This is a genomic window from Ferrovibrio sp. (genome assembly GCF_025869515.1).
Taxonomy (GTDB): domain Bacteria; phylum Pseudomonadota; class Alphaproteobacteria; order Ferrovibrionales; family Ferrovibrionaceae; genus Ferrovibrio.
This window is the reverse complement of sequence record NZ_JAOZVR010000112.1, coordinates 92,706-112,075: the sequence shown is the minus strand read 5'-3', so window position 1 is coordinate 112,075 and position 19,370 is coordinate 92,706. Positions and strand designations below refer to the sequence as shown.

Below are 19,370 nucleotides of genomic sequence, written 5' to 3'. Positions count from 1 at the left end.
GACCCTCACCGCCAGCGCAGGACAATCTTCTCGGTCACGCTGAGCAGCGCACTGACCGTAAGGCCGAGCAGCGACAGCAGCACGACGCCGGCGATCAGCTGGTCGATCTGCATCAGGTTGCCGGCCGCCAGCACGAAGGCGCCGATGCCGGTATCGGCGCCGATCATTTCGGCCGCCACCACCAGGATCAGCGCGATCGAGGTGGAAATACGGAAACCGGCCAGGATGCCCGGCATGGCGCCGGGCAGGATGACTTTGAACACGATCATGCGCGTGCTGAGACCGAAACTCTGCGCCATGCGGATCAGGTTGCGCGGCACGTTGTCGACCGCCGAGAAGGCACTGACCACGGTGGGGAAGAACACGCCAAGCGCGATGGTGGCGACCTTCGACGGCTCGCCGATACCGAACCACAGGATGAACAGCGGCAGCAGCGCGATCTTCGGAATCGGGAACAGTGCCGAAACCACCGGCAGGCCGACCGACCGCGCCAGCACGAAAATCCCCATCAGGAAGCCGAGGGTGACGCCGGCGATGCTGCCCAGAATCCAGCCTGAAACAATCCGTTTCAGCGAAGCGCCGATATGCACCAGCAGCTTGCCGTCGACCAGCAATGCATGCAGCGCGTTCATCACCTCGCTCGGTGCCGGCATGAACAGCGAAGGCAGCCAGCCGAGCCGCGATGCCGATTCCCAGCAGGCGATGATCAGGGCAAATGCCAGCCAGGGCGCCCAGCGTCGGGTGCCAGGCACGAAACCGGCGCCGCGGAAGCTCACCGGAGTTTTTGCCGGATCAGACATGCTGCATCTCGCGATCGGCGACCTGCGCCTCGGCCTTGATCAGGCTCCAGAGTTCATCGTGAAGCTGTTGCAGCAGGCCGATATGCTCGGGCTTCTGCCGCTCATTCACTGGCACCGGCACGGAGACGATCCGTTTGATCCGGCCGGGCCGGCGCGACAGCACCACCACCTTGTCGGCCAGCCGGACCGCTTCGCTCAGGTTATGCGTCACATACAGCGTGGTGGTGCGTTCGCGCGCCCAGATGGCGATCAGGTCTTCCATCAGCAGTTCGCGGGTCTGCGCATCCAGCGCCGAAAGCGGCTCGTCCATCAGCATGACGGCGGGTTTGACGGCAATGGCGCGGGCGATGCCGACGCGCTGGCGCATGCCGCCGGACAGCTGCTTGGGCAGGGCATCGGCGAAATCGGTGAGACCGCAGAGCTGCAACACCGATGCAATGCGAGCCTCCTGCTCGGCCCTGCCAAGAGGATGGTGCTCAAGCGCCAGCGCCACATTGCCGGCCACGCTGCGCCAGGGCAGCAGGGCGAAATCCTGGAATACGAAGGTGAGTGGATTGAGGCAGCCGGCCGGCACCGTGCCCATCGTGGCGATACGACCGCCCTGCTGTTCGAGCAGCCCGCCGACGAGATTGAGCAAGGTGGACTTGCCACAGCCCGACGGGCCGATCAGCGCCGCCGTCTCACCCTCGCCGACGGTAAAACTCACCCCGTCGAGGACCGGCAGATCACCATAGGCGTAGCCGACATCCTCCAGAACCACCTGCATGGAACGCTACTCACTACGGACGCATCATTTCGGAACGTCGCGATGACCCTTCACGAAGCTGAGATCGATGAAGTCCACGGCCTTCACCGATTTGTCGACCAGACCCTGTGCCTGATACCAGGCGAGCTGGTCGTAGATATTCTTCACCAGCAGACGGCCCTGCGGATCCATGTAATTGGCCGCCACCTTCACGGTGTCGATACTCGGCTTGGGCTGCACCCACTTTTCCAGCACCGGCATCAGGGCCAGAGCCTTCTCGCCGATCATGCGGTTGCCCTGGCTGTCCTTGGCCAGGAAGGCGGCGGCGTAATCAGCCAGGCCCTTCTGGTAGGCACGCACGAAGCGCTCGACCAGCGGGCGCTTCTCCTTGACGATCTTGGACGAAGCGAACAGCACGCCGAGCTGCCAGAGCGTATGTTCATGCACCCAGCCGATGATCTTGCCGGAGCCATCCGATTCCAGCTTGAGCGCATTGTTGGCCGGCAGGATGGTGGCATCGACCTGGCCGCCGGCCAGCGCCGCCATCATGTTGGGAATCGACTGCACCGGCTTCATCTGGACGCTGTCGAGCTTGAACTTGTACTTATCGGCCAGCATGCCGAGATTGTAATGGAAGCTGGACCCGACCGTGGTGATCGCCACGCTCTTGCCTGCAAAATCCTTCGGTGAGCGGAAGCCGGCATCGTAGGCCTTCTTCGAGGCCACATAGGCGACGAAGTTATAGCCCGGTTCCTCGCGGCTCTGCGCCGCGATCACCTTGAGCGCGCCCTTGCCGGCCAGATTGAAGAAACCGCCGGTGAAGGCCGTGATGCCGAAATCGGCATCGTTGGAGGCCACCGCCACGGCGACGGCCTGGGCCGCATTGAAGATCTTGATATCGAGGTCGATGCCCTCGGCATCGAAATAGCCGCGTTCCTTGGCGATGAAGATCGGCGCGGTGGAAATGAACGGCAGAGCCGAGATCGTCACCTTCTCCTTTGGCTGAGCCAGCACGAGGCCGGGCCAGAGCAGGGCAACAGCAAACAGAACCGCGAGACGCGGATAGCGCTTCAACATGACGTTTCCCCAGATCGTTCGTATGCGACGTTGGGGTCAAGCTAATCGGCAAGGCCTGCCGCGTCAATCAGACCGGAGAATCGTCCGTAATACGGATTTCAGACGAGGATATTGACGTGCTGGCCGAGATAGCCGCCACGGGTCGGAATCGGCCGCGACTGCTGCTGGCTCTGCACGGGGGCCGGCGTCGCCGGGCGCTGATCCGCAACCTGAATACCGGTGCTGATGCTGCCGAGCTGGGCGGCAAAGCTGGTCTGCCGGGTGGCACTGGTGGCAGCAGCGCCGGTGCCGGTGGAAGCCGGCTGTGTGCGCTGCGGCGCGGCGGCCGGACGCGGACCCTGCAGCTGCGAAAGCGCCGACAGGAGATTACTGCTTGGTGCGACTGCCATGACCCGACCATCAAACCGGAGGCCGGAATGGCCCCTCAACCCGGCCCGATTACGCGCAGGACTCCCTTAAACAGGCGTTAACGCCAGAGGCGATCCGGGGGCAGTCTGACGAAGGTTATTGGGCTTTAACGCGACAGGCTGGCAAGGCGCTCGGACAGCTCCTTCGCCTCGGGCGAGCCGGGCGGCAGCTGCGCCAGCAGGCGGTTCCAGGCCACCGCGGCCGCGGCCTTGTCGCCTGCCTCATAGGCACCGCGACCGACGAACCAGAGTGCCTGCGGATGCGAGGGCGCCTGCTCCAGAACCTTGCCGAATTCCGCCACCGCCTCGGCCGGCAGGGAATCGCGGCTGGTCACCGTCGGACCGGCCAGGTTGAAGGCCAGCGCCAGCCGCGCATCGACCCGTTCGGGCGCCACCGCCACCGCCCGGCGCAGGGCCTCGCGGACCGCATCGGTCTCGCCCAGCACCTCGCGGGCCCGGGCCAGCCGCAGCCAGCCCTCGGCATCGTTCGGATTCTCCTTCAGCCGCTCGGCCAGCCGATCGACCATGCCGCGCACCATCGCATTGCGGTCTTCGGCCGACATCTGCTGGGCGGCATCCACCTGCTCACGGCTCGGGCCCGAAGCATCCCGGGTGGCGGCTTCGACAGCCGGCTTCGGCGCCGGCACAGCCTGGGCCAGGCCGATGCCAAGCCGCGGCGCCAGTTCGCGCAGGCGGCTGTGCACCAGATCGAGCCAGGGGGCATCGGCCGGCGAGTCGGCCGCCAGCGCGTACCAGTCGTCATAGGCCCCGCGGGTATCGCCTTCCTGCAGGCGGGCGAGACCGAGATAGTAACGGGCACCGGGATGCTGCGGCTCGCGTTCCAGCACGGCAAGGAAATCGCGCTGCGCCGCCTGCGTCACCGAACCGTCGGCGACCATCGTCTGCGCCTCGGCGCGCAGGGCATAGCCCTCCACTCCATCAGGCTGCAGCGCGATGGCCCGATCCAGTGCCGCGACAGCCTCGGCCGGGCGATCGGTGGCCAGCAGCGAACGGCCGAGCAGCAGCCAACCATCGGTGCGATTCGGATCGGCGGCCAGACGTTCGCGCAGCTGCACGATCAGCCGTTCGGTTTCGGCACGCAGTTTCGCGTCCTGCGCCGCGCTTGCCTGCGTCTGGGCCAGATCGAGCTGTGCCGCATCGGGGCGACCGAGCGCCAGATACAGCCCGCCGCCCAGCACCGGCACCAGCAGCAGGACGGCGATGAAACCGGAAATCACGCTACGATCGGATGCCGCAGTTCTGGCGCCTTCGCTGGCTGCATCGGCGCGCAGCAGGCGACGCTGGATTTCCAGCCGCGCTGCATGGGCTTCGGACTCGCTCAGGGCACCGCGTGCCAGTTCCTCGCCGATCTCGTTCAGCTGCGCCTTGTAGACGGTGATGTCATGCGCCTTGCGTCCCGCGCCCTGTCGATGCGTCCGCAACAAGGGCCAGAGCAGAAAGGCCAGTGCCAGCAGGGCCAGCAGCACGAAACCGAGCCAGATCATGGCCGCGGCTCCGGCCTGTCTTCATCCAGCAGGGCGGCGAGCCGGCGCTGTTCCCCGGCATCCAGGGCCCGCGCAGCCGGCGCCGGCGCAAGACGCTGGCGGCGATAGAGCGCGAAGATGATGCCACCCCCAAGCAGCAGGAGCAGGAGCGGCCCGATCCAGAGCAGCAGGTTCTGCAGATTGAAACGCGGCTTGAGCAGAACCCACTCGCCATAGCGCGCAACCAGGTAATTCAGCACCGTCTGATCACTTTCGCCGAGCGCGACGCGTTCGCGCACGATGCGGCGCAGGTCGCGCGCCAGCGGCGCATTGGAATCCTCGATCGACTGGTTCTGGCAGACCAGGCAGCGCAGCTCGCGGGAAATCTCGCGCGCGCGGGCTTCCTGCGCCGGATCGGCCAGGCGATCCTCCAGATGCTGGGCCAGCGCCGGACCAGGCAGGGCAGGGCCGGCGAGCAGCAGCAGCGCGAACAGCAGCGACCTCAGCATTTGACCTGGCTCTGCCGGCCGGCCGCGAGATCGCGCAGCAGGGGACGAATCTTATTGTCGATATCCCATTGCATCAGCGGGCCGACATGCTTGCACACGATCTGGCCGGCGCCATCGACGATAAAGGTTTCCGGCACGCCATAGACACCCCAGTCGATGCCGACCCGGCCATTGCGGTCGGCGCCGGTACGGGTGAAGGGATCGCCGAGCTGATCCAGCCATTTCGCCACATCGGCTGGATCATCCTTGTAGTTCAGGCCGTGGATCGGCGCGAGATTGTCGCGCCGGAGCGCCATCAGCAGCGGATGCTCGACGCGGCAGGGCACGCACCAGGAGGCAAAGACATTCACCACGCTCGGCTGGCCACTCTTGAGATCGGTAGCCGCGAGGCCGAGCTCACGACCCTGTACCGGCGGCAGGGCGAAGTCCGGCACCGGCTTGCCGATCAGCGCAGACGGAATCTCGCGCGGATTGAGCGTGAGTCCGACCGCGAGGCCGAGGCCGATCAAAACGAACAGCGCGAGCGGAATCAGATAGGACAGGCGCATGCTGCCTACTCCGCCGCTGCCGGCGCCGACGCATGACGGCGGCCGGACGGCGCGCCGACGCGCAGCCGGCGATCGCTGAGCGACAGGAAACCGCCCAGGGCCATGATCAGGGCACCGAGCCAGATCCAGGACACCAGCGGTTTCCAGTACAGCCGCACGGCCCAGCCGCGTTCGGCATCGCCCTCACCCACCACGGCATAAAGATCGGCCAGCGGCGAGGAGCGGATTGCCGCCTCGGTGGTTTCCATCGGCGGCTGCTGATAGCGGCGCTGCGCTGGCCGTAATTCGCGCACCACAGCGCCATCCTCGATGATCTCGAAACGGCCCTGCATCGCCGTATAGTTCGGGCCCTTGATCGGCACCACACCCTGGAAGCGATACAATATTGGGCCGACCTGCACGCTCTCGCCCGGCTTCATCACCTGCTGCACTTCGACCTGCCAGGTCTCCGACACCGTGATGCCGAGCACCAGCAAGGCAACGCCGAGATGAGCCACCGTCATGCCCCAGGCAGCGCGCGGCAGGAAGCGCGCGCGCTGCAGCGTCTCGGCCATGGGCGCGGCAAACAGCTTCACACGCAGGGCCAGTTCGCAAAGCGCACCGATGCCGAGCCAGGCCGCGAGACCCAGGCCCAGCAGCGCCATGAAGCCGCGCTCGTTGTGCAGCCAGAGGCCGATGGCCAGCGCAACGATGACGGCAACGGCTGCCGGCAGCAGACGACGCAAGGCCGCCGCCAGATCGCCGCGTTTCCAGGCCAGCAGCGGGCCGATCGCCACCGCGGCGACAAGAGGCGTCATCAGGGGCACGAAGACGGAGTTGAAATATTGCGGCCCGACAGAAACCTTGGCACCACTGATCGCATCCAGCGCCAGCGGATAGAGCGTGCCGAGCAGCACGGCGGCGCAGGCGACCGCGAGCAGCAGGTTGTTGAGGATGAGCGCGCCCTCGCGGCTCAGCGGTGCGAAAACACCGACGCCCTGCAGCGCCGGGGCGCGGAAGGCATAGAGCGCCAGACTGCCGCCGACCACGACGGCGAGGAAGAGCAGAATGAAGACGCCACGCGTGGGATCGGTGGCGAAGGCATGCACTGAATTGATCACACCAGAGCGCACTAGGAAGGTGCCGAGCAGGCTGAGCGAAAAGGTCAGGATGGCGAGCAGCACGGTCCAGCTTTTCAGCGTGTCGCGCTTTTCCACAACGATGGCGGAATGCAGCAATGCCGTGCCGGCGAGCCAGGGCATGAAGGAGGCATTCTCGACCGGGTCCCAGAACCACCAGCCGCCCCAGCCAAGTTCGTAATAGGCCCACCAGGAACCGAGCGCGATGCCGATGGTGAGAAAGCACCAGGCGGCGAGCGTCCAGGGCCGCACCCAGCGCGCCCAGGCCGGATCGACGCGGCCTTCGATCAGCGCCGCGACGGCAAAGGAAAATGCCACCGAAAAACCGACATAGCCGAGATAGAGAAACGGCGGATGGAAGGCCAGGCCGGGATCCTGCAGCAGTGGATTGAGGCCGCGGCCTTCCAGCGGTGCCGGCAGCAGGCGCGCGAAGGGATTGGAGGTGAAGAGAATGAAACTGAGGAAGCCGACACCAATCAGGCCCTGGATGGCGAGCACGCGGGCCTTCAGCGTGGCCGGCAGGTTATTGCCGAAAATCGCAACAGCGGCACCGAAGACCACGAGGATCAGAATCCACAGCAGCAGCGAGCCTTCGTGATTGCCCCAGACGCCGCTGATCTTGTAGAGCATCGGCTTCAGCGTGTGCGAATTCTCGGCCACGTTCAGCACCGAGAAATCCGAGGTTACATAGGCATAGGTCATGCAGCCGAAGGCGAAAGCGACCAGCACGGCCTGGCCCAGGGCCGCCTGCGGTGCCACCGCGATCCAGCCGGGAATGCCGCGCGCGGCGCCGACCAGCGGCAGCAGGCCCTGCACCAGCGCCAGACAGAGCGCCAGGATCAGCGCGATATGGCCCAGTTCGGGGATCATGAGCCGGGCTTGACCAGCTTGTTGTGGTCGCCGCTCTTTTCGTGCCACTGGCCGGATTTCTTCAGCGCCTCGGCCACTTCGGGCGGCATGTAGTTCTCGTCATGCTTGGCCAGCACTTCGGAAGCGATGAAGCGCCCCTGCGCATCCAGTCTGCCATTGGCGACCACGCCCTGCCCTTCGCGGAACAGGTCGGGCAGCATGCCGGTATAGCGGACCGGAATGCTGTTCCGCAGATCGGTGACGATGAAATCGGTGTTGAGGCCGTCTTTCTTCACGCTGCCCTGCTCGACCAGGCCGCCGAGGCGGAAGCGGCGATCGGCCGGCAACTGCTTCTCCGCCACATCCGATGGCGAATGGAAAAAGACGAGGTTGTCGTTGAAGGCGCTGAGCACCAGCGCGGCAGCCACGGCGAGGCCGCCGACCAGGCCGAGCACCGCGAGCAGGCGTTTGCGTTTGCGGGTCACGGCCGAACCTCGTCGGGGGTGCCATCACGGCCGGCTTCGCGGCGTGCCTCGGCATGCTCGCGTTCGGCGGTTTTCAGGCGAATGCGGCTGAGCAAGGCGAGGCCAAGCAGCACCGCCAGCGCGATGGCAAAGGCCGGCCAGATATAGGCGGCATGGCCGCCCATGGCCAGGAAATCGCCCAGCGATGCCCAATACACGCAATAACCCTTTGTTTCCCTTGGCCCCTGCGGCCACGGCAGGTGGAAAATATAGCCTTCGGGTCTTTGCTGCTAGTCGGCGCGGCGATCCGTCGCGGCGGCAAAGCGCAGGATGCGGGCCTGGCGACTGAGGATTTCCGCCCGCACCCGGAGCGTCAGCAACCAGACATAGTAGCCTTTGGCGCCCAGCGCGGTGATCAGCAGCGGCCAGAGAATGTCGGGGTGAATCTTCGGCCCCGCCAGGGTCAGCACGCTGGCCGGCTGGTGCATGGTGTTCCACCAGTCGACGGAAAACTTGATAATCGGCAGGTTTACGGCGCCCACCAGCGCCAGAATGGCGGCGGCGCGGCCGGCGCGGGCCGGATCGTCGAAGGCTTCCCACAGCGCCATATAGCCGAGATAGATGAAAAACAGGATCAGCATCGAGGTGAGCCGGGCATCCCAGACCCACCAGGCGCCCCACATCGGCTTGCCCCAGAGGGCGCCGGTGAGCAAACAAATCAGCGTGAACACGGCGCCGACCGGGGCCGAGGCCTTGGCCACCAGTTCGGCCACCGGATGACGCCAGATCAGCGCCGTGGCCGAGGCCACCGCCATGGCGGCATAGATGAACATGCCCATCCAGGCGGCCGGCACATGGATATACATGATACGCACCGTCTCGCCCTGCTGGTAATCCGGCGGCGAATACAACAGGCCCCAGCCCAGACCGGCCGCAAGGCCGACGATGGCAACGCCTGCCGCCCATGGACGGATCACCGCCATCAGGCGCAGGAAACGGGCAGGATTGGCAAGCGCGTGGAACATGGGCAGAGTATATAGGCTGCGGATTATTCGAGGGCCAGCTTGATGGCACCGGCGATGGCAAACGGACTGAGCGCCAGGGCACCGGCCAGGAAGGCCCCCAGCAGCAGCAGATGCGGGCCGGCGGTGAGGCCGTAGCTGGCGGCCTCGACGGCGCCGACACCGAAGATCAGAACCGGGATCACCAGCGGCAGGGTGAGCAGTGGCACCAGCACGGCGCCGCGTTTTGCGCCCAGCGTGAGCGCCGCGCCGATGGCGCCGATCAGGCTGAGCGATGGCGTGCCGAGCAGCAGCGCCGCCAGCAGCACCGGGATCGCCGCGCCATCCATCTGCAGCAGGATGGCCAGCAGCGGCGCGATCAGACTGAGCGGCAAGCCCGTCGTGAGCCAGTGCGCCAGTGTTTTGGCCAGCGCGACGAGACCGAGCGGCAGCGGCGCCTGCGCCAGCAGGTCGAGCGTGCCATCTTCCTGGTCGGTCTGAAACAGGCGATCGAGCGACAGCATAGCGGCCAGCAGTGCCGCGACCCAGATCACGCCGGCGGCGATGCGCGCCAGAATCTGCGGTTCCGGCCCGACGCCGAGCGGAAACAGGCTGACCGCCAGCACGAAGAACAGCAGCGTGGTGAGCATGGCGCCCTGGGCGCCGAACCCCAGGCGCAGGTCGCGGCCGACGATGGCGAGAAAGGCGCTCATGCCAGCCGGCCCTCGGGGAGATTCAACTGCCTCGCATCGGCCAGCGGCACGGCGACATGGCTGGCCAGGATCACCAGCCCGCCATGGGCGCGGTGATTGCCGAGCAGCTCGCCAAGCCAGGCGACTGCCGCGGTGTCCAGCGCATTGGTCGGTTCATCCAGCAGCCAGAGACTGGCCGGTTTGAGCAGCAGGCGCGCGAGCGCCAGGCGGCGTTTCTGGCCGGCCGAGAGATAACGGCCCGGCAGGCGACGCTGGCGTTGCAGCCCGGCGGCAGACAGCGCCGACGTCACCGCCTGCCCGGCTTCGGCGACCGGCAGGCCATAGAGCTGCGCCCAGAAGGTGAGATTGTCTTCGGCGCTGAGCTGAGACTTCACCGCATCCTGATGTCCGAGGTAGTGCAGCCGGTCACGATGCGCATCGGCATCGTCGGTGACCGGTGCCGCATCCCACAGCACGCGGCCGGCCGCCGGCGGCAGGAAGCCGGCCAGCAGACGCAGCAGGCTGGATTTGCCGCTGCCATTGGGACCATGCAGCAGGAGCGCCTCGCCGGCAGCGAGACGGAATGTCAGATCGCAAAAAAGCTGGCGCTCGCCGCGGATGCAGGCGAGCCCTTCGACCGCCAACGCCATGATGCGGCGGAGTTTAGCCGGTTCAATGATTTACTGGTAGGTGCGGAGATCGGCAATCACCTTGCCGTCGTTCGGCAGACTGCCTCTGGCCACCACTTCGACATGGCCGCGCAGCTTGCAGACCGCCTGCAGGCTCTCGGCCACGGCCCTGGCCAGCGCGACCGGATCGCCGGATGTCTTGCTTTCGACCTTCAGCACCATGGCATCGAGATTGTTTTCCGACGTCACTTCAAGGCGCGCTCTGGCGATTTCCGGATGGCGGGCGGCGACCTGGGCGACCTGGCCCGGGGTGACAAACATGCCCTTCACCTTGGTGGTCTGGTCGGCGCGGCCCATCCACCCCCGGATACGCGTGTTGGTGCGGCCGCAGGGGCTGAGGCCCGGCAGCACGGCCGAGAGATCGCCGGTGGCAAAGCGGATCATCGGGTAGACCGGGTTGGACAGTACGGTGACCACCACCTCGCCCACTTCGCCCGGCGCCACCGGATCGCCGGTGCCGGGCCGCACGATCTCGACGATGACGTCCTCGTCCAGGATCATGCCTTCCATCGCCGAGGATTCGTAGGCGATCAGGCCGAGTTCCGCCGTGCCGTAAGATTGCAGCACATCGACGCCGAGGTTTTTCAGTTCGGCACGCAGGCTGGGCGGCAGGGCTTCGCCGCCGACCAGGCCCTTTTTCAGCGAAGTGGTTGGCTTGCCGAGTTCCCTGCCCTTCTCCAGCAGAATCTTGAGGAAGGACGGTGTGCCCGTATAGACACGCGGCTGCAGCTGGGCGATGGCATCGAGCTGCAGCTCGGTATTGCCCACGCCGGCGGGAAAGACCGGACAGCCGAGCGCATGAGCCGAACCTTCGGTGAGACGGCCGGCCGGCGTGAGGTGGTAGGAAAAGGTATTGTGCACCAGATTGCCCGGCCGGCAGCCGGCGGCCCAGATGGCGCGGGAGAAGCGGAACGGGTCCTTCGCCTTCGCGGTCGGATGCGGATAGGCCTCGTACAGCGGCCCGGGCGACTGGAAATAATGTGCGATTTCCGACGGCCTGGCGGCTTCAAGCCCGCCAAGCGGTGGCCTTGCCTTCTGGCGCGGCGCGAGATCGGACTTGCGCGTCACCGGCAGCTTCGCCAGCGCCTCCAGCGAGGTGAGCTTCGCCGGCTTCACGTCCTTCAGGATATCGCGGTAATACGGACTCGCCTTCTTGGCGTGGGCGACCAGGGCCTGCAGGGCCGCAATCTGCGCCTTCAGGCGCGCCGCAGGCTTGCGGGTTTCGCGCTTGTCCAGGTATTCGTCAGCCTTGACGCGTACCTTCGTGGCTTTCGGGGCCGCCTTGCGGGCAGCCTTCTTCACACTCTTCTTCGCCACGGAACTCTCCTTAAAAGCGGATCAGGTCAGCCAGCGTTTGCGGCGGCGGTAATGCTTGGTATCGCGGAAGCTCATGCGGCCGCCCGAGCCGAGGCCGAGATAGAATTCCTTCACGTCGGAATTCTCGCGCAGCTTCTCGGCAGGGCCGTCCATGACGATGCGGCCATTTTCCAGGATATAGCCGTAATCGGCATAGCGCAGGGCCATGTTGGTATTCTGCTCGGCGATCAGGAAACTGACGCCGGTTTCCTTGTTGAGCTTGTGGACGATCTCGAAAATCTCCTCCACCAGCTGCGGCGCCAGACCCATCGAGGGTTCGTCCAGCAGAATGGTGTCGGGCTTGCTCATCAGCGCGCGGCCGATCGCCGTCATCTGCTGCTCGCCGCCCGAGGTATAGCCGGCCTGGGATTTCCGCCGCACCTTCAGGCGCGGAAAATAGGAATAGACCATTTCCAGATGCTGCTCGATCGCCTTGTTGCCGTCGCTGCGCGTATAGGCGCCGGTGAGCAGGTTTTCCTCGATGGTGAGGTGGGCGAAGCAATGCCGGCCTTCCATCACCTGGATGAGGCCCTTCTTGACCAGGGCCGAGGGGTTGAGCTGGTCGACCCGCTCGCCGTGATAATCGATATGGCCCTTGGTGATGTCGCCGCGCTCGGCGCGCAGCAGATTGGAAATCGCTTTCAGCGTGGTGGTCTTGCCGGCTCCGTTGGCGCCCAGCAGCGCCACGATGCCGCCCTTGGGCAGCTGCAGCGACACGCCCTTCAGCACGAGGATGACGTGATTGTAGATCACCTCGATATTGTTGACGGAAAGCAGCGGCGCGGTGGCGCTGGCATCAACAGAGGTGGCAAGGGCTGTCTGGGCGGTGGCTGTCTGGGCGGTCATGCGGTTATCCGGAAAAGACGAAGAAAAACCCCCGCCGGTTGCGCCGGCGGGGGCATTCAGCGGTTACGACCGCGCGCAGGTCCGTGACGCGATGTTCTTCTCACGCGCGTAGGAATCGGCGTCCTTGAGGTACAGCGGCCAGAGCTTCTGGTTTTCCGGCAGAATCCAGTCGCTGACCGGCTTCCACTGGTCGCCCTGCCACTGCACGACAAGGATCTTGCCGTCGCCCAGATGGTTGTCGCAGGCCAGCTTCAGCGGCTGCAGGAAGCCCTTCAGACCGAGCTTTTCGATGCTGGCATCGGTGAGGTTGATCGCCTCGAAGCCGTCACGCGACTGCTCGCCGTTCATCACCTTGCCCTTGCCGTGCTTTTCCTGGGCGGCACGCAGAGCCTCGACGGTGAACATCGCATTCGCGGCGCCACGCAGATAGCCGATCTCGCCGAAATGCTTGCCGTTCTGCGACGCCTTGCCCTTGTCGACCAGGAACTTCTTCATGTCCTTGAGAACCTGGAGGTCCTTCGAGGCGCCATGGAAGCTGAGGCCCTTGTAGCCCTTCGCCGCCGGACCGGCCGCCTGCACGTCGCTGTCCTGGCTCGACCACCAGATGCCGACCATTTTCTCACGCGCGAAACCAACCGCAGCCGCTTCCTTCAGCGACACGGCATTCATCGCGCCCCAGCCCTGCAGGTAGACATAATCCGGGCGCATCTGGCGGATCTGCAGCCAGATCGACTTCTGCTCCAGGCCCGGCGCCGGCACCGGCACCAGCTCGAGCTGGAAGCCGAGTTCCTGCGCGTAGTTCTGGAAGACCGGGATCGGCTCCTTGCCGTAGGCAATGTCGATATAGACATAGGCAATCTTCTTGCCCTTCAGCTTGTCCTTGCCGCCCATTTCCTTGGCGATGTACTGGATGCCGGCGCTGGCACCGCCCCAGTAGGTGGCCGGCGCGGTGAACACCCAGGGAAAGATGTTGCCGACGGTGGCCGAGGCGCGGCCGTAGCCCATCGAGAAGATCACCGACTTGTCGGTCGGCGCACGATCGATCAGCGCGTAAGTGATACCGGTGGAATACGGGCTGAAGATGGTGCCGCCCAGCGCCTTCAGACGCTCGTAGCATTCGACGCCGCGCTCGGTGTTGTACTGGGTCTCGCATTCCTCGACGCGGAGCTTCACGCCATTCAGGCCGCCATCGCGTTCGTTCATCAGGTTAATGTAATCGGAGAAGCCATCGGCGACCGGAATGCCGCTCGGCGCATACGGGCCGGTGCGGTAGACCATCGACGGAATCACCTGCTCCTGCGCCAGTGCAGCAAACGCGCTGCCGGCCAGAGCCGCGCCCACGACAAGGGACGCAATCCATTTGGATGCTTTCATTTTATCCTCCCGGTTACACCCGCCTTATCCGGCGGGAATTGGTGTTAGCCTAGCATGCCAAAAACACAGTACAAACTCGGTTTTTCAGATGCCCGCGCAGGTATCGGCGGCATCGGGAAAAGGTAGATCAGTAAGGGAACGGCCAGACCCGCAGCTTCTCCTTGGTGATCTGCCACAGCCGGGCCAGGCCATGCGGCTCGACGATCAGGAAGAATACGATCAGGGCGCCGAAGACCATGAATTCCAGATGCGAGACCAGGGCGGTGGACAGGTCGAAACCCAGCATCGGCGGTACACGGGTCAGGAAGATCGGCAGCAGCAGGATGAAGAAAGCGCCGAGGAAGCTGCCCAGGATCGACCCCAGGCCGCCGATAATGATCATGAACAGCGCCTGGAAGGACAGGTTGATGCCGAAACCGTCCGGTTCGGCCGAGCCGAGATAGACGAACAGGTACAGCGCGCCGGCCACGCCGATATAGAAGGACGACACCGCAAAGGCAGTCAGCTTGGCCACCACCGGGCGGATGCCGATGATCTCGGCCGCGATATCCATGTCGCGGATTGCCATCCACTGCCGCCCCGGATTGCTGCGGATCATGTTCTTCGCGCCGAGCGCCAGGATCGCGACGACGCCGAGGGCGAACAGATATTTCTCCATCGGCGTGTCGATGCTCCAGCCCAGCAGGGTGAGCGGCGGCACGGTGATCACACCTGAGGCGGCATGGTTGGTGAGCCAGCCCCATTTGACGAACAGCCAGGGCAGGAAGAACTGCGCCGCCAGCGTGGCGACCGCCAGATAGAAGCCCTTGATGCGCAGGCTGGGCAGACCGAAAAACATGCCGACCGCAGCGGTGACCAGGCCGGCGAGGATGAAGATCACCACCAGATTGAGGTCGGGTACCCGGGTGGCCAGGTTCCAGGCCGCCACGGCGCCGACACCCATGAAGGCGCCGGTGCCGAGCGACAGCTGGCCGCAATAGCCGGTCAGGATGTTGAGGCCGAGGGCCGCCAGCGAGAGGCAGAGGAAGGGGATCAGCAGGGCGGTATAGACATAGTTGGTTGCCACCAGCGGAATGCCGACAAAGGCAACCAGCATCAGCAGGGCGAAAAAAACCCGGTCCTGCGGGATGGTGAAGATCGCCTGATCTGCGCCGTAGGTGGTCTTGTACTGGCCGGATTCGCGGTAGAGCATGTGTGAAATCCTTTGCTGGCCGCTACACGCGTTCGATCAGTTTTTCGCCGAACAGGCCCTGCGGCCGGATCAGCAGGAAGCCCAGGGCCAGCACATAGGCGAACCAGTTCTCGATACCGCCGCCGAACAGCGGCCCGATATAGACTTCGGCCAGCTTTTCGCCGGCACCGATGATCAGGCCGCCGAGGATGGCGCCGGGAATGGAGGTGAAGCCACCCAGGATCAGCACCGGCAGCGCCTTCAGTGCCAGACTGACGATGGCGGGCTGCACGCCGAGCTTGGAACCCCACATGACGCCGGCGACCAGGGCAACGAGGCCGGCAATGGCCCAGACGATGATCCAGATCACGTTGAGCGGGATGCCGACCGACTGCGCCGCCTGGTGGTCGTCGGCTACCGCGCGCAGCGCCCGGCCGGTGCGGGTTTTCTGGAACACCACCAGGGCGGCCAGCAGCGTGCCGGCGACCAGGGCAGCCCAGAGATCGAAAGACTGGATCAGGATCTCGCCATCCATCAGGAAGATCGGATCAGTCGGGATGCCGATATCGAGCTGGCGCACGTTGCTGCCCCAGATCAGCTGGCCGAATCCATCAAGGAAGAAGGACACGCCGATGGTGGCCATGAACAGGATGATACCCTCCTGGTTGACCAGATGGCGCAGCACCAGCCGCTCGATCACGCCGGCCAGCAGCACCATCACACCGACGGTCAGCAGCAGGGCCAGCCACATCGGCACGCCGAGTTCGGTGAAACCGACAAAGAACAGCCCGGCAAACAGCACCATGGCGCCCTGGGCGAAATTGAACACGCCCGAGGCCTTGAAGATCAGCACGAAGCCAAGCGCGACCAGCGAATACATCACGCCGGCCATCAGGCCGCCGATCAGGACTTCCAGGAAAAATGCCATTGCCCGCCCGCCCCTAGTGCTGCACGCCGAGATAGGCGTCGATAACCGCCTGGTTGTTCTTGACCTCGGCCGGCACGCCATCGCCGATCTTGCGGCCGTAATCGAGCACGACAACGCGGTCCGAGATATCCATCACCACGCCCATATCGTGCTCGATCAGGCAGATGGTGGTGCCGAACTCGTCGTTGACGTCGAGGATGAAGCGACACATATCCTGCTTCTCCTCCAGATTCATGCCGGCCATCGGCTCGTCCAGCAGCAGCAGCGTCGGCTCGGCCGCCAGCGCGCGGGCCAGTTCGACGCGCTTCTGCAGGCCATAGGGCAGCCGCCCGACCGGCACCTTGCGGATCGCCTGGATTTCCAGGAAGTCGATGATGCGCTCGCAGAATTCGCGGTGCACGATCTGCTCGCGTTCGGCCGGCCCCTTGTAGAAAGCCGAAGCGATCAGACCGGCCTTCATCTTGAGCAGGCGGCCGGTCATGATGTTGTCCAGCGTCGACATGCCCTTGAACAGCGCGATATTCTGGAAGGTACGCGCAATGCCGTGACTGGCGGCCTCGTGCGGCTTCATCTGTTTACGCTTCTCGCCGCGGTAGGTGATGGTGCCCTGTTGCGGATGATAGAAGCCGTTGATGCAGTTCAGCATCGACGACTTGCCGGCACCGTTCGGCCCGATGATGGCCAACACTTCATGCTCGCGGATTTCGAAGCTGATGTCCGAGAGCGCCTTCACGCCGCCAAACGACAGGCTGATATTCTCGACCTTGAGCAGGACGTCACCGATTTTCTTGTCTGCCACGCTCATACCGGTCAACCCGCCTTGCGCATCGTCGAATAGGAAGCGGCCTCGGCAATCGGCAGGTTGGCCTTGAAACTGCCGGTGCGGCCATCCTCGAAGGTGATCCTGGATTCCACCGCAACCGACGGCTGGCCGGAATACAACGCCTCGATCAGCGTGCCGTAGCGCTCGGCAATGGTGCTGCGGCGTACCTTGCGGGTGCGGGTCAGCTCGCCGTCATCGGCATCCAGCTCCTTGTGCAGAATCAGGAAGCGCCGGATCTGGCTGGCCGTCATGCTGCTGTCCGACGACAGGTCGCGGTTGACCTGCTCGATGCAGCCCTTGATCAGGTCATAAACCTCGGGCCGGCCGGCCAGATCGGCGTAAGAGGTATAGGCGATGCCGTTGCGCTCGGCCCAGGAGCCGACCGCTGCCAGATCGATATTGATGAAGACGGCCGCATAGTCGCGGCCATGGCCGAAAGCCACGGCTTCCTTGATGTGAGAGAAGAATTTCAGCTTGTTTTCGATATATTTCGGCGCAAACAGCGAACCGTCATTGAGACGGCCGACATCCTTGGCGCGGTCGATGATGCGCAGATGGCCGGCATCGGTGAACACCCCGGCATCGCCGGTATGGACCCAGCCATCAGCGGTCTTGGTCTCCGCCGTCGCCGCATCGTTCTTGTAGTAGCCGACGAAGACGCCGGGGCTGCGATACAGCACCTCGCCGGTGGCCTCGTCGATTTTCAGCTCCACGCCGGGCGCCGGCGGACCGACGGTATCCGGATTCACATCGGTATCAGTATGCATGCACAGATACACCGTGCATTCGGTCTGGCCATAGAGCTGCTTGAGGTTGATGCCGAGGGCACGGAAGAAATCGAAGATATCGGGCCCGATCGCCTCGCCGGCGGTATAGGCCAGCCGCAGCCGCGACATCCCCAGCACATTCTTGAGCGGGCCGTAGACCAGCAGGTCGCCCAGCGCATAGAGCAGCCGGTCGGTCAGCGAGACCGGTTTGCGTTCCAGGATCGCACAGCCGGCGCGTTTCGCCACGCCGATGAAATAATGGAACATACGCCGCTTAATGGCGCTGGCATCTTCCATGCGGATCATCACGGTGGTGAGCAGGTTTTCGAAGATGCGCGGCGGCGCGAAGAAATAGGTCGGCCCCACTTCGCGCAGATCCTGCAGCACCGTATCGGCCGATTCCGGGCAATTCACGCAGAAGCCGGCAATGGCCGCCTCGGCATAGGAGATGAAGTTGTCGCCTACCCAGGCAATCGGCAGATAGGCCAGGATTTCGTCGGTTTCGCTGATCTTGTCGAAATTGATCGCCAGCGTGGCCGAGCGCACGACATTGTCGTGACTGAGCATCACGCCCTTGGGCCGGCCGGTGGTGCCCGAGGTGTAGCAGATCAGCGAGATATCGCTGCCTTTGCCCTTGGCCATCTCCTCGTCATAGAAACCGGGATGGGCGCGGTCATGCGCCTCGCCCTTGGCCATCACCGCCTCCAGATCGTGCAGGAAGGCATGATCGTAATGCCGCATGCCGCGCGGGTCGCTGAAGATGATTGTCTCCAGTTTCGGCAGGCGATCCTTGATCGAGATCAGTTTGTCGACCTGTTCCTGATTTTCTGCGATGGCGAAGCGGACCTCGGCATGGTCGATGACATACTGGATTTCGTCGGCAACGCTGTCCTGATAGATCGGCACCGGCACGCCGCCCAGTGCCTGCGCGGCAGCAACCGACCAGTAGAGTTCCGGCCGGTTGTCGCCGACGATGGCGAGCTTGTCATCGCGGCGGAAGCCAAGCACGGCCAGGCCGCAGGCCAGATGCCGCACCTTGCCGGCCGCCTCGCCCCAGGTCCAGGTCTGCCAGATACCGAGATCCTTCTCCCGGATGGAGGGACGGTCGCGGCGATGCCGGGCGTTATAGGCGAAGAATTTCGGAATGGTGTCGCGCCCCAACGGGTCGCGCCCATCGGGTTTACCCGATGTCTCGGACATTGTGTTTCGCCTCCTCATACGCGACGCAGCCGTAGCCGACGCCGTCGTTATGGCTCGTTGATAAAGGTCCGGCCCTTTCCCCGTCAAGGGGCGGTGAAATTGGTCGCCTTATATCCCCCTGGTATTGCCTAAATTTCGACCCCCATTGAACTTTCCTCCAGCCGAAACTGCTTGGCAAAAGCCCGGTTTTGCGTCACCTATTTGCGGCATCCGACGCGGGCCGGCGCCCGCGAGACCAGCCAGACAGTTTTAGTTTCCGCTACGAAAGGATTGCCCCGTGAAAGCCGCCAAGAAGACCAAGCGCAAGGCCGCGAAGGCGAAGGGCCCGGCGAAAGCCAAGGGCGCCAAGAAAGCCGTGAAAGCCAAAAAGGTCGCCAAGCCGGCCAGGAAGACGGTCAAGACCAAGAAAGCGGTGAAGGCCAAAAAGGCCGTCAAGAAAGCCGTCAAGAAGGCCGTGAAGGTGAAGAAAGCGGTGAAGGCGGCCAAGAAGGCTGTTGCCCGCAAGGCCGTGAAAAAGGCCGC

Annotated in this window: 20 protein-coding genes; all 20 read right to left on the bottom strand. The window is 64.5% G+C overall.

The window, feature by feature from the left end; translation table 11 throughout:
* Nucleotides 1-5: 5 nt before the first annotated feature.
* The 20 genes from OJJ21_RS20045 to OJJ21_RS19950 all read right to left on the bottom strand — a co-directional run bounded on the left by OJJ21_RS20045 (nt 6) and on the right by OJJ21_RS19950 (nt 18,848).
* Complete coding sequence (locus OJJ21_RS20045) at nt 6-800, bottom strand: ABC transporter permease (protein ID WP_297689182.1); 795 nt, start codon at nt 798-800, stop codon at nt 6-8.
* A complete protein-coding gene (locus OJJ21_RS20040) occupies nt 793-1,566 on the bottom strand; it encodes an ABC transporter ATP-binding protein (protein ID WP_297689180.1) in 774 nt (257 codons plus the stop codon). The genes OJJ21_RS20045 and OJJ21_RS20040 overlap by 8 nt, the downstream gene beginning before the upstream one ends.
* A 24-nt stretch (nt 1,567-1,590) precedes the next feature.
* Nucleotides 1,591-2,622, bottom strand: a complete 1,032-nt coding sequence (locus tag OJJ21_RS20035; RefSeq protein ID WP_297689178.1) for an ABC transporter substrate-binding protein — start codon at nt 2,620-2,622, stop codon at nt 1,591-1,593.
* 98 nt (nt 2,623-2,720) lie between these two features.
* A complete protein-coding gene (locus OJJ21_RS20030) occupies nt 2,721-3,011 on the bottom strand; it encodes a hypothetical protein (protein ID WP_297689176.1) in 291 nt (96 codons plus the stop codon).
* Nucleotides 3,012-3,136: 125 nt separating this feature from the next.
* Complete coding sequence (gene ccmI, locus OJJ21_RS20025) at nt 3,137-4,534, bottom strand: c-type cytochrome biogenesis protein CcmI (protein WP_297689174.1); 1,398 nt, start codon at nt 4,532-4,534, stop codon at nt 3,137-3,139.
* Nucleotides 4,531-5,022 (bottom strand): cytochrome c-type biogenesis protein, encoded by a 492-nt coding sequence (locus OJJ21_RS20020; protein WP_297689172.1) that lies wholly within the window; start codon nt 5,020-5,022, stop codon nt 4,531-4,533. The genes ccmI and OJJ21_RS20020 overlap by 4 nt, the downstream gene beginning before the upstream one ends.
* Nucleotides 5,016-5,570, bottom strand: coding sequence for a DsbE family thiol:disulfide interchange protein (locus OJJ21_RS20015; protein ID WP_297689171.1), 555 nt, complete (start codon nt 5,568-5,570; stop codon nt 5,016-5,018). Before OJJ21_RS20015 ends, OJJ21_RS20020 begins: the two co-directional genes overlap by 7 nt.
* Before the next feature lie 5 nt (nt 5,571-5,575).
* Nucleotides 5,576-7,558 (bottom strand): heme lyase CcmF/NrfE family subunit, encoded by a 1,983-nt coding sequence (locus OJJ21_RS20010; protein WP_297689169.1) that lies wholly within the window; start codon nt 7,556-7,558, stop codon nt 5,576-5,578.
* Nucleotides 7,555-8,022, bottom strand: coding sequence for a cytochrome c maturation protein CcmE (gene ccmE, locus OJJ21_RS20005; protein ID WP_297689167.1), 468 nt, complete (start codon nt 8,020-8,022; stop codon nt 7,555-7,557). The genes OJJ21_RS20010 and ccmE overlap by 4 nt, the downstream gene beginning before the upstream one ends.
* Nucleotides 8,019-8,219, bottom strand: coding sequence for a heme exporter protein CcmD (gene ccmD / locus OJJ21_RS20000; RefSeq protein WP_297689164.1), 201 nt, complete (start codon nt 8,217-8,219; stop codon nt 8,019-8,021). The genes ccmE and ccmD overlap by 4 nt, the downstream gene beginning before the upstream one ends.
* 72 nt (nt 8,220-8,291) lie before the next feature.
* Nucleotides 8,292-9,026, bottom strand: coding sequence for a heme ABC transporter permease (locus OJJ21_RS19995; RefSeq protein ID WP_297689163.1), 735 nt, complete (start codon nt 9,024-9,026; stop codon nt 8,292-8,294).
* 23 nt (nt 9,027-9,049) lie between these two features.
* On the bottom strand, nt 9,050-9,715 hold the full coding sequence (gene ccmB, locus OJJ21_RS19990; protein WP_297689161.1) for a heme exporter protein CcmB: 666 nt from the start codon (nt 9,713-9,715) through the stop codon (nt 9,050-9,052).
* A complete protein-coding gene (ccmA, locus tag OJJ21_RS19985) occupies nt 9,712-10,344 on the bottom strand; it encodes a heme ABC exporter ATP-binding protein CcmA (RefSeq protein ID WP_297689159.1) in 633 nt (210 codons plus the stop codon). Before ccmA ends, ccmB begins: the two co-directional genes overlap by 4 nt.
* Nucleotides 10,345-10,374: 30 nt before the next feature.
* Nucleotides 10,375-11,700: an AMP-binding protein gene (locus tag OJJ21_RS19980; protein ID WP_366093423.1), complete on the bottom strand. Its 1,326-nt coding sequence runs from the start codon at nt 11,698-11,700 to the stop codon at nt 10,375-10,377.
* A 21-nt stretch (nt 11,701-11,721) separates the two neighbouring features.
* Entirely contained in the window at nt 11,722-12,585 is an 864-nt protein-coding gene (locus OJJ21_RS19975; protein WP_297689157.1) for an ABC transporter ATP-binding protein, read from the bottom strand.
* A gap of 63 nt (nt 12,586-12,648) precedes the next feature.
* On the bottom strand, nt 12,649-13,959 hold the full coding sequence (locus OJJ21_RS19970) for an ABC transporter substrate-binding protein (RefSeq protein WP_297689154.1): 1,311 nt from the start codon (nt 13,957-13,959) through the stop codon (nt 12,649-12,651).
* A 127-nt stretch (nt 13,960-14,086) separates the two neighbouring features.
* A complete protein-coding gene (locus OJJ21_RS19965; protein ID WP_297689152.1) occupies nt 14,087-15,151 on the bottom strand; it encodes a branched-chain amino acid ABC transporter permease in 1,065 nt (354 codons plus the stop codon).
* A gap of 22 nt (nt 15,152-15,173) precedes the next feature.
* The gene (locus OJJ21_RS19960; protein WP_297689150.1) at nt 15,174-16,058 is read right to left on the bottom strand and encodes a branched-chain amino acid ABC transporter permease; all 885 of its coding nucleotides are present in this window, start codon (nt 16,056-16,058) and stop codon (nt 15,174-15,176) included.
* Nucleotides 16,059-16,071: 13 nt separating this feature from the next.
* Entirely contained in the window at nt 16,072-16,863 is a 792-nt protein-coding gene (locus tag OJJ21_RS19955) for an ABC transporter ATP-binding protein (RefSeq protein WP_297689148.1), read from the bottom strand.
* Between the two features lie 5 nt (nt 16,864-16,868).
* The gene (locus OJJ21_RS19950; RefSeq protein ID WP_297689146.1) at nt 16,869-18,848 is read right to left on the bottom strand and encodes an AMP-binding protein; all 1,980 of its coding nucleotides are present in this window, start codon (nt 18,846-18,848) and stop codon (nt 16,869-16,871) included.
* Nucleotides 18,849-19,370: the final 522 nt, after the last annotated feature.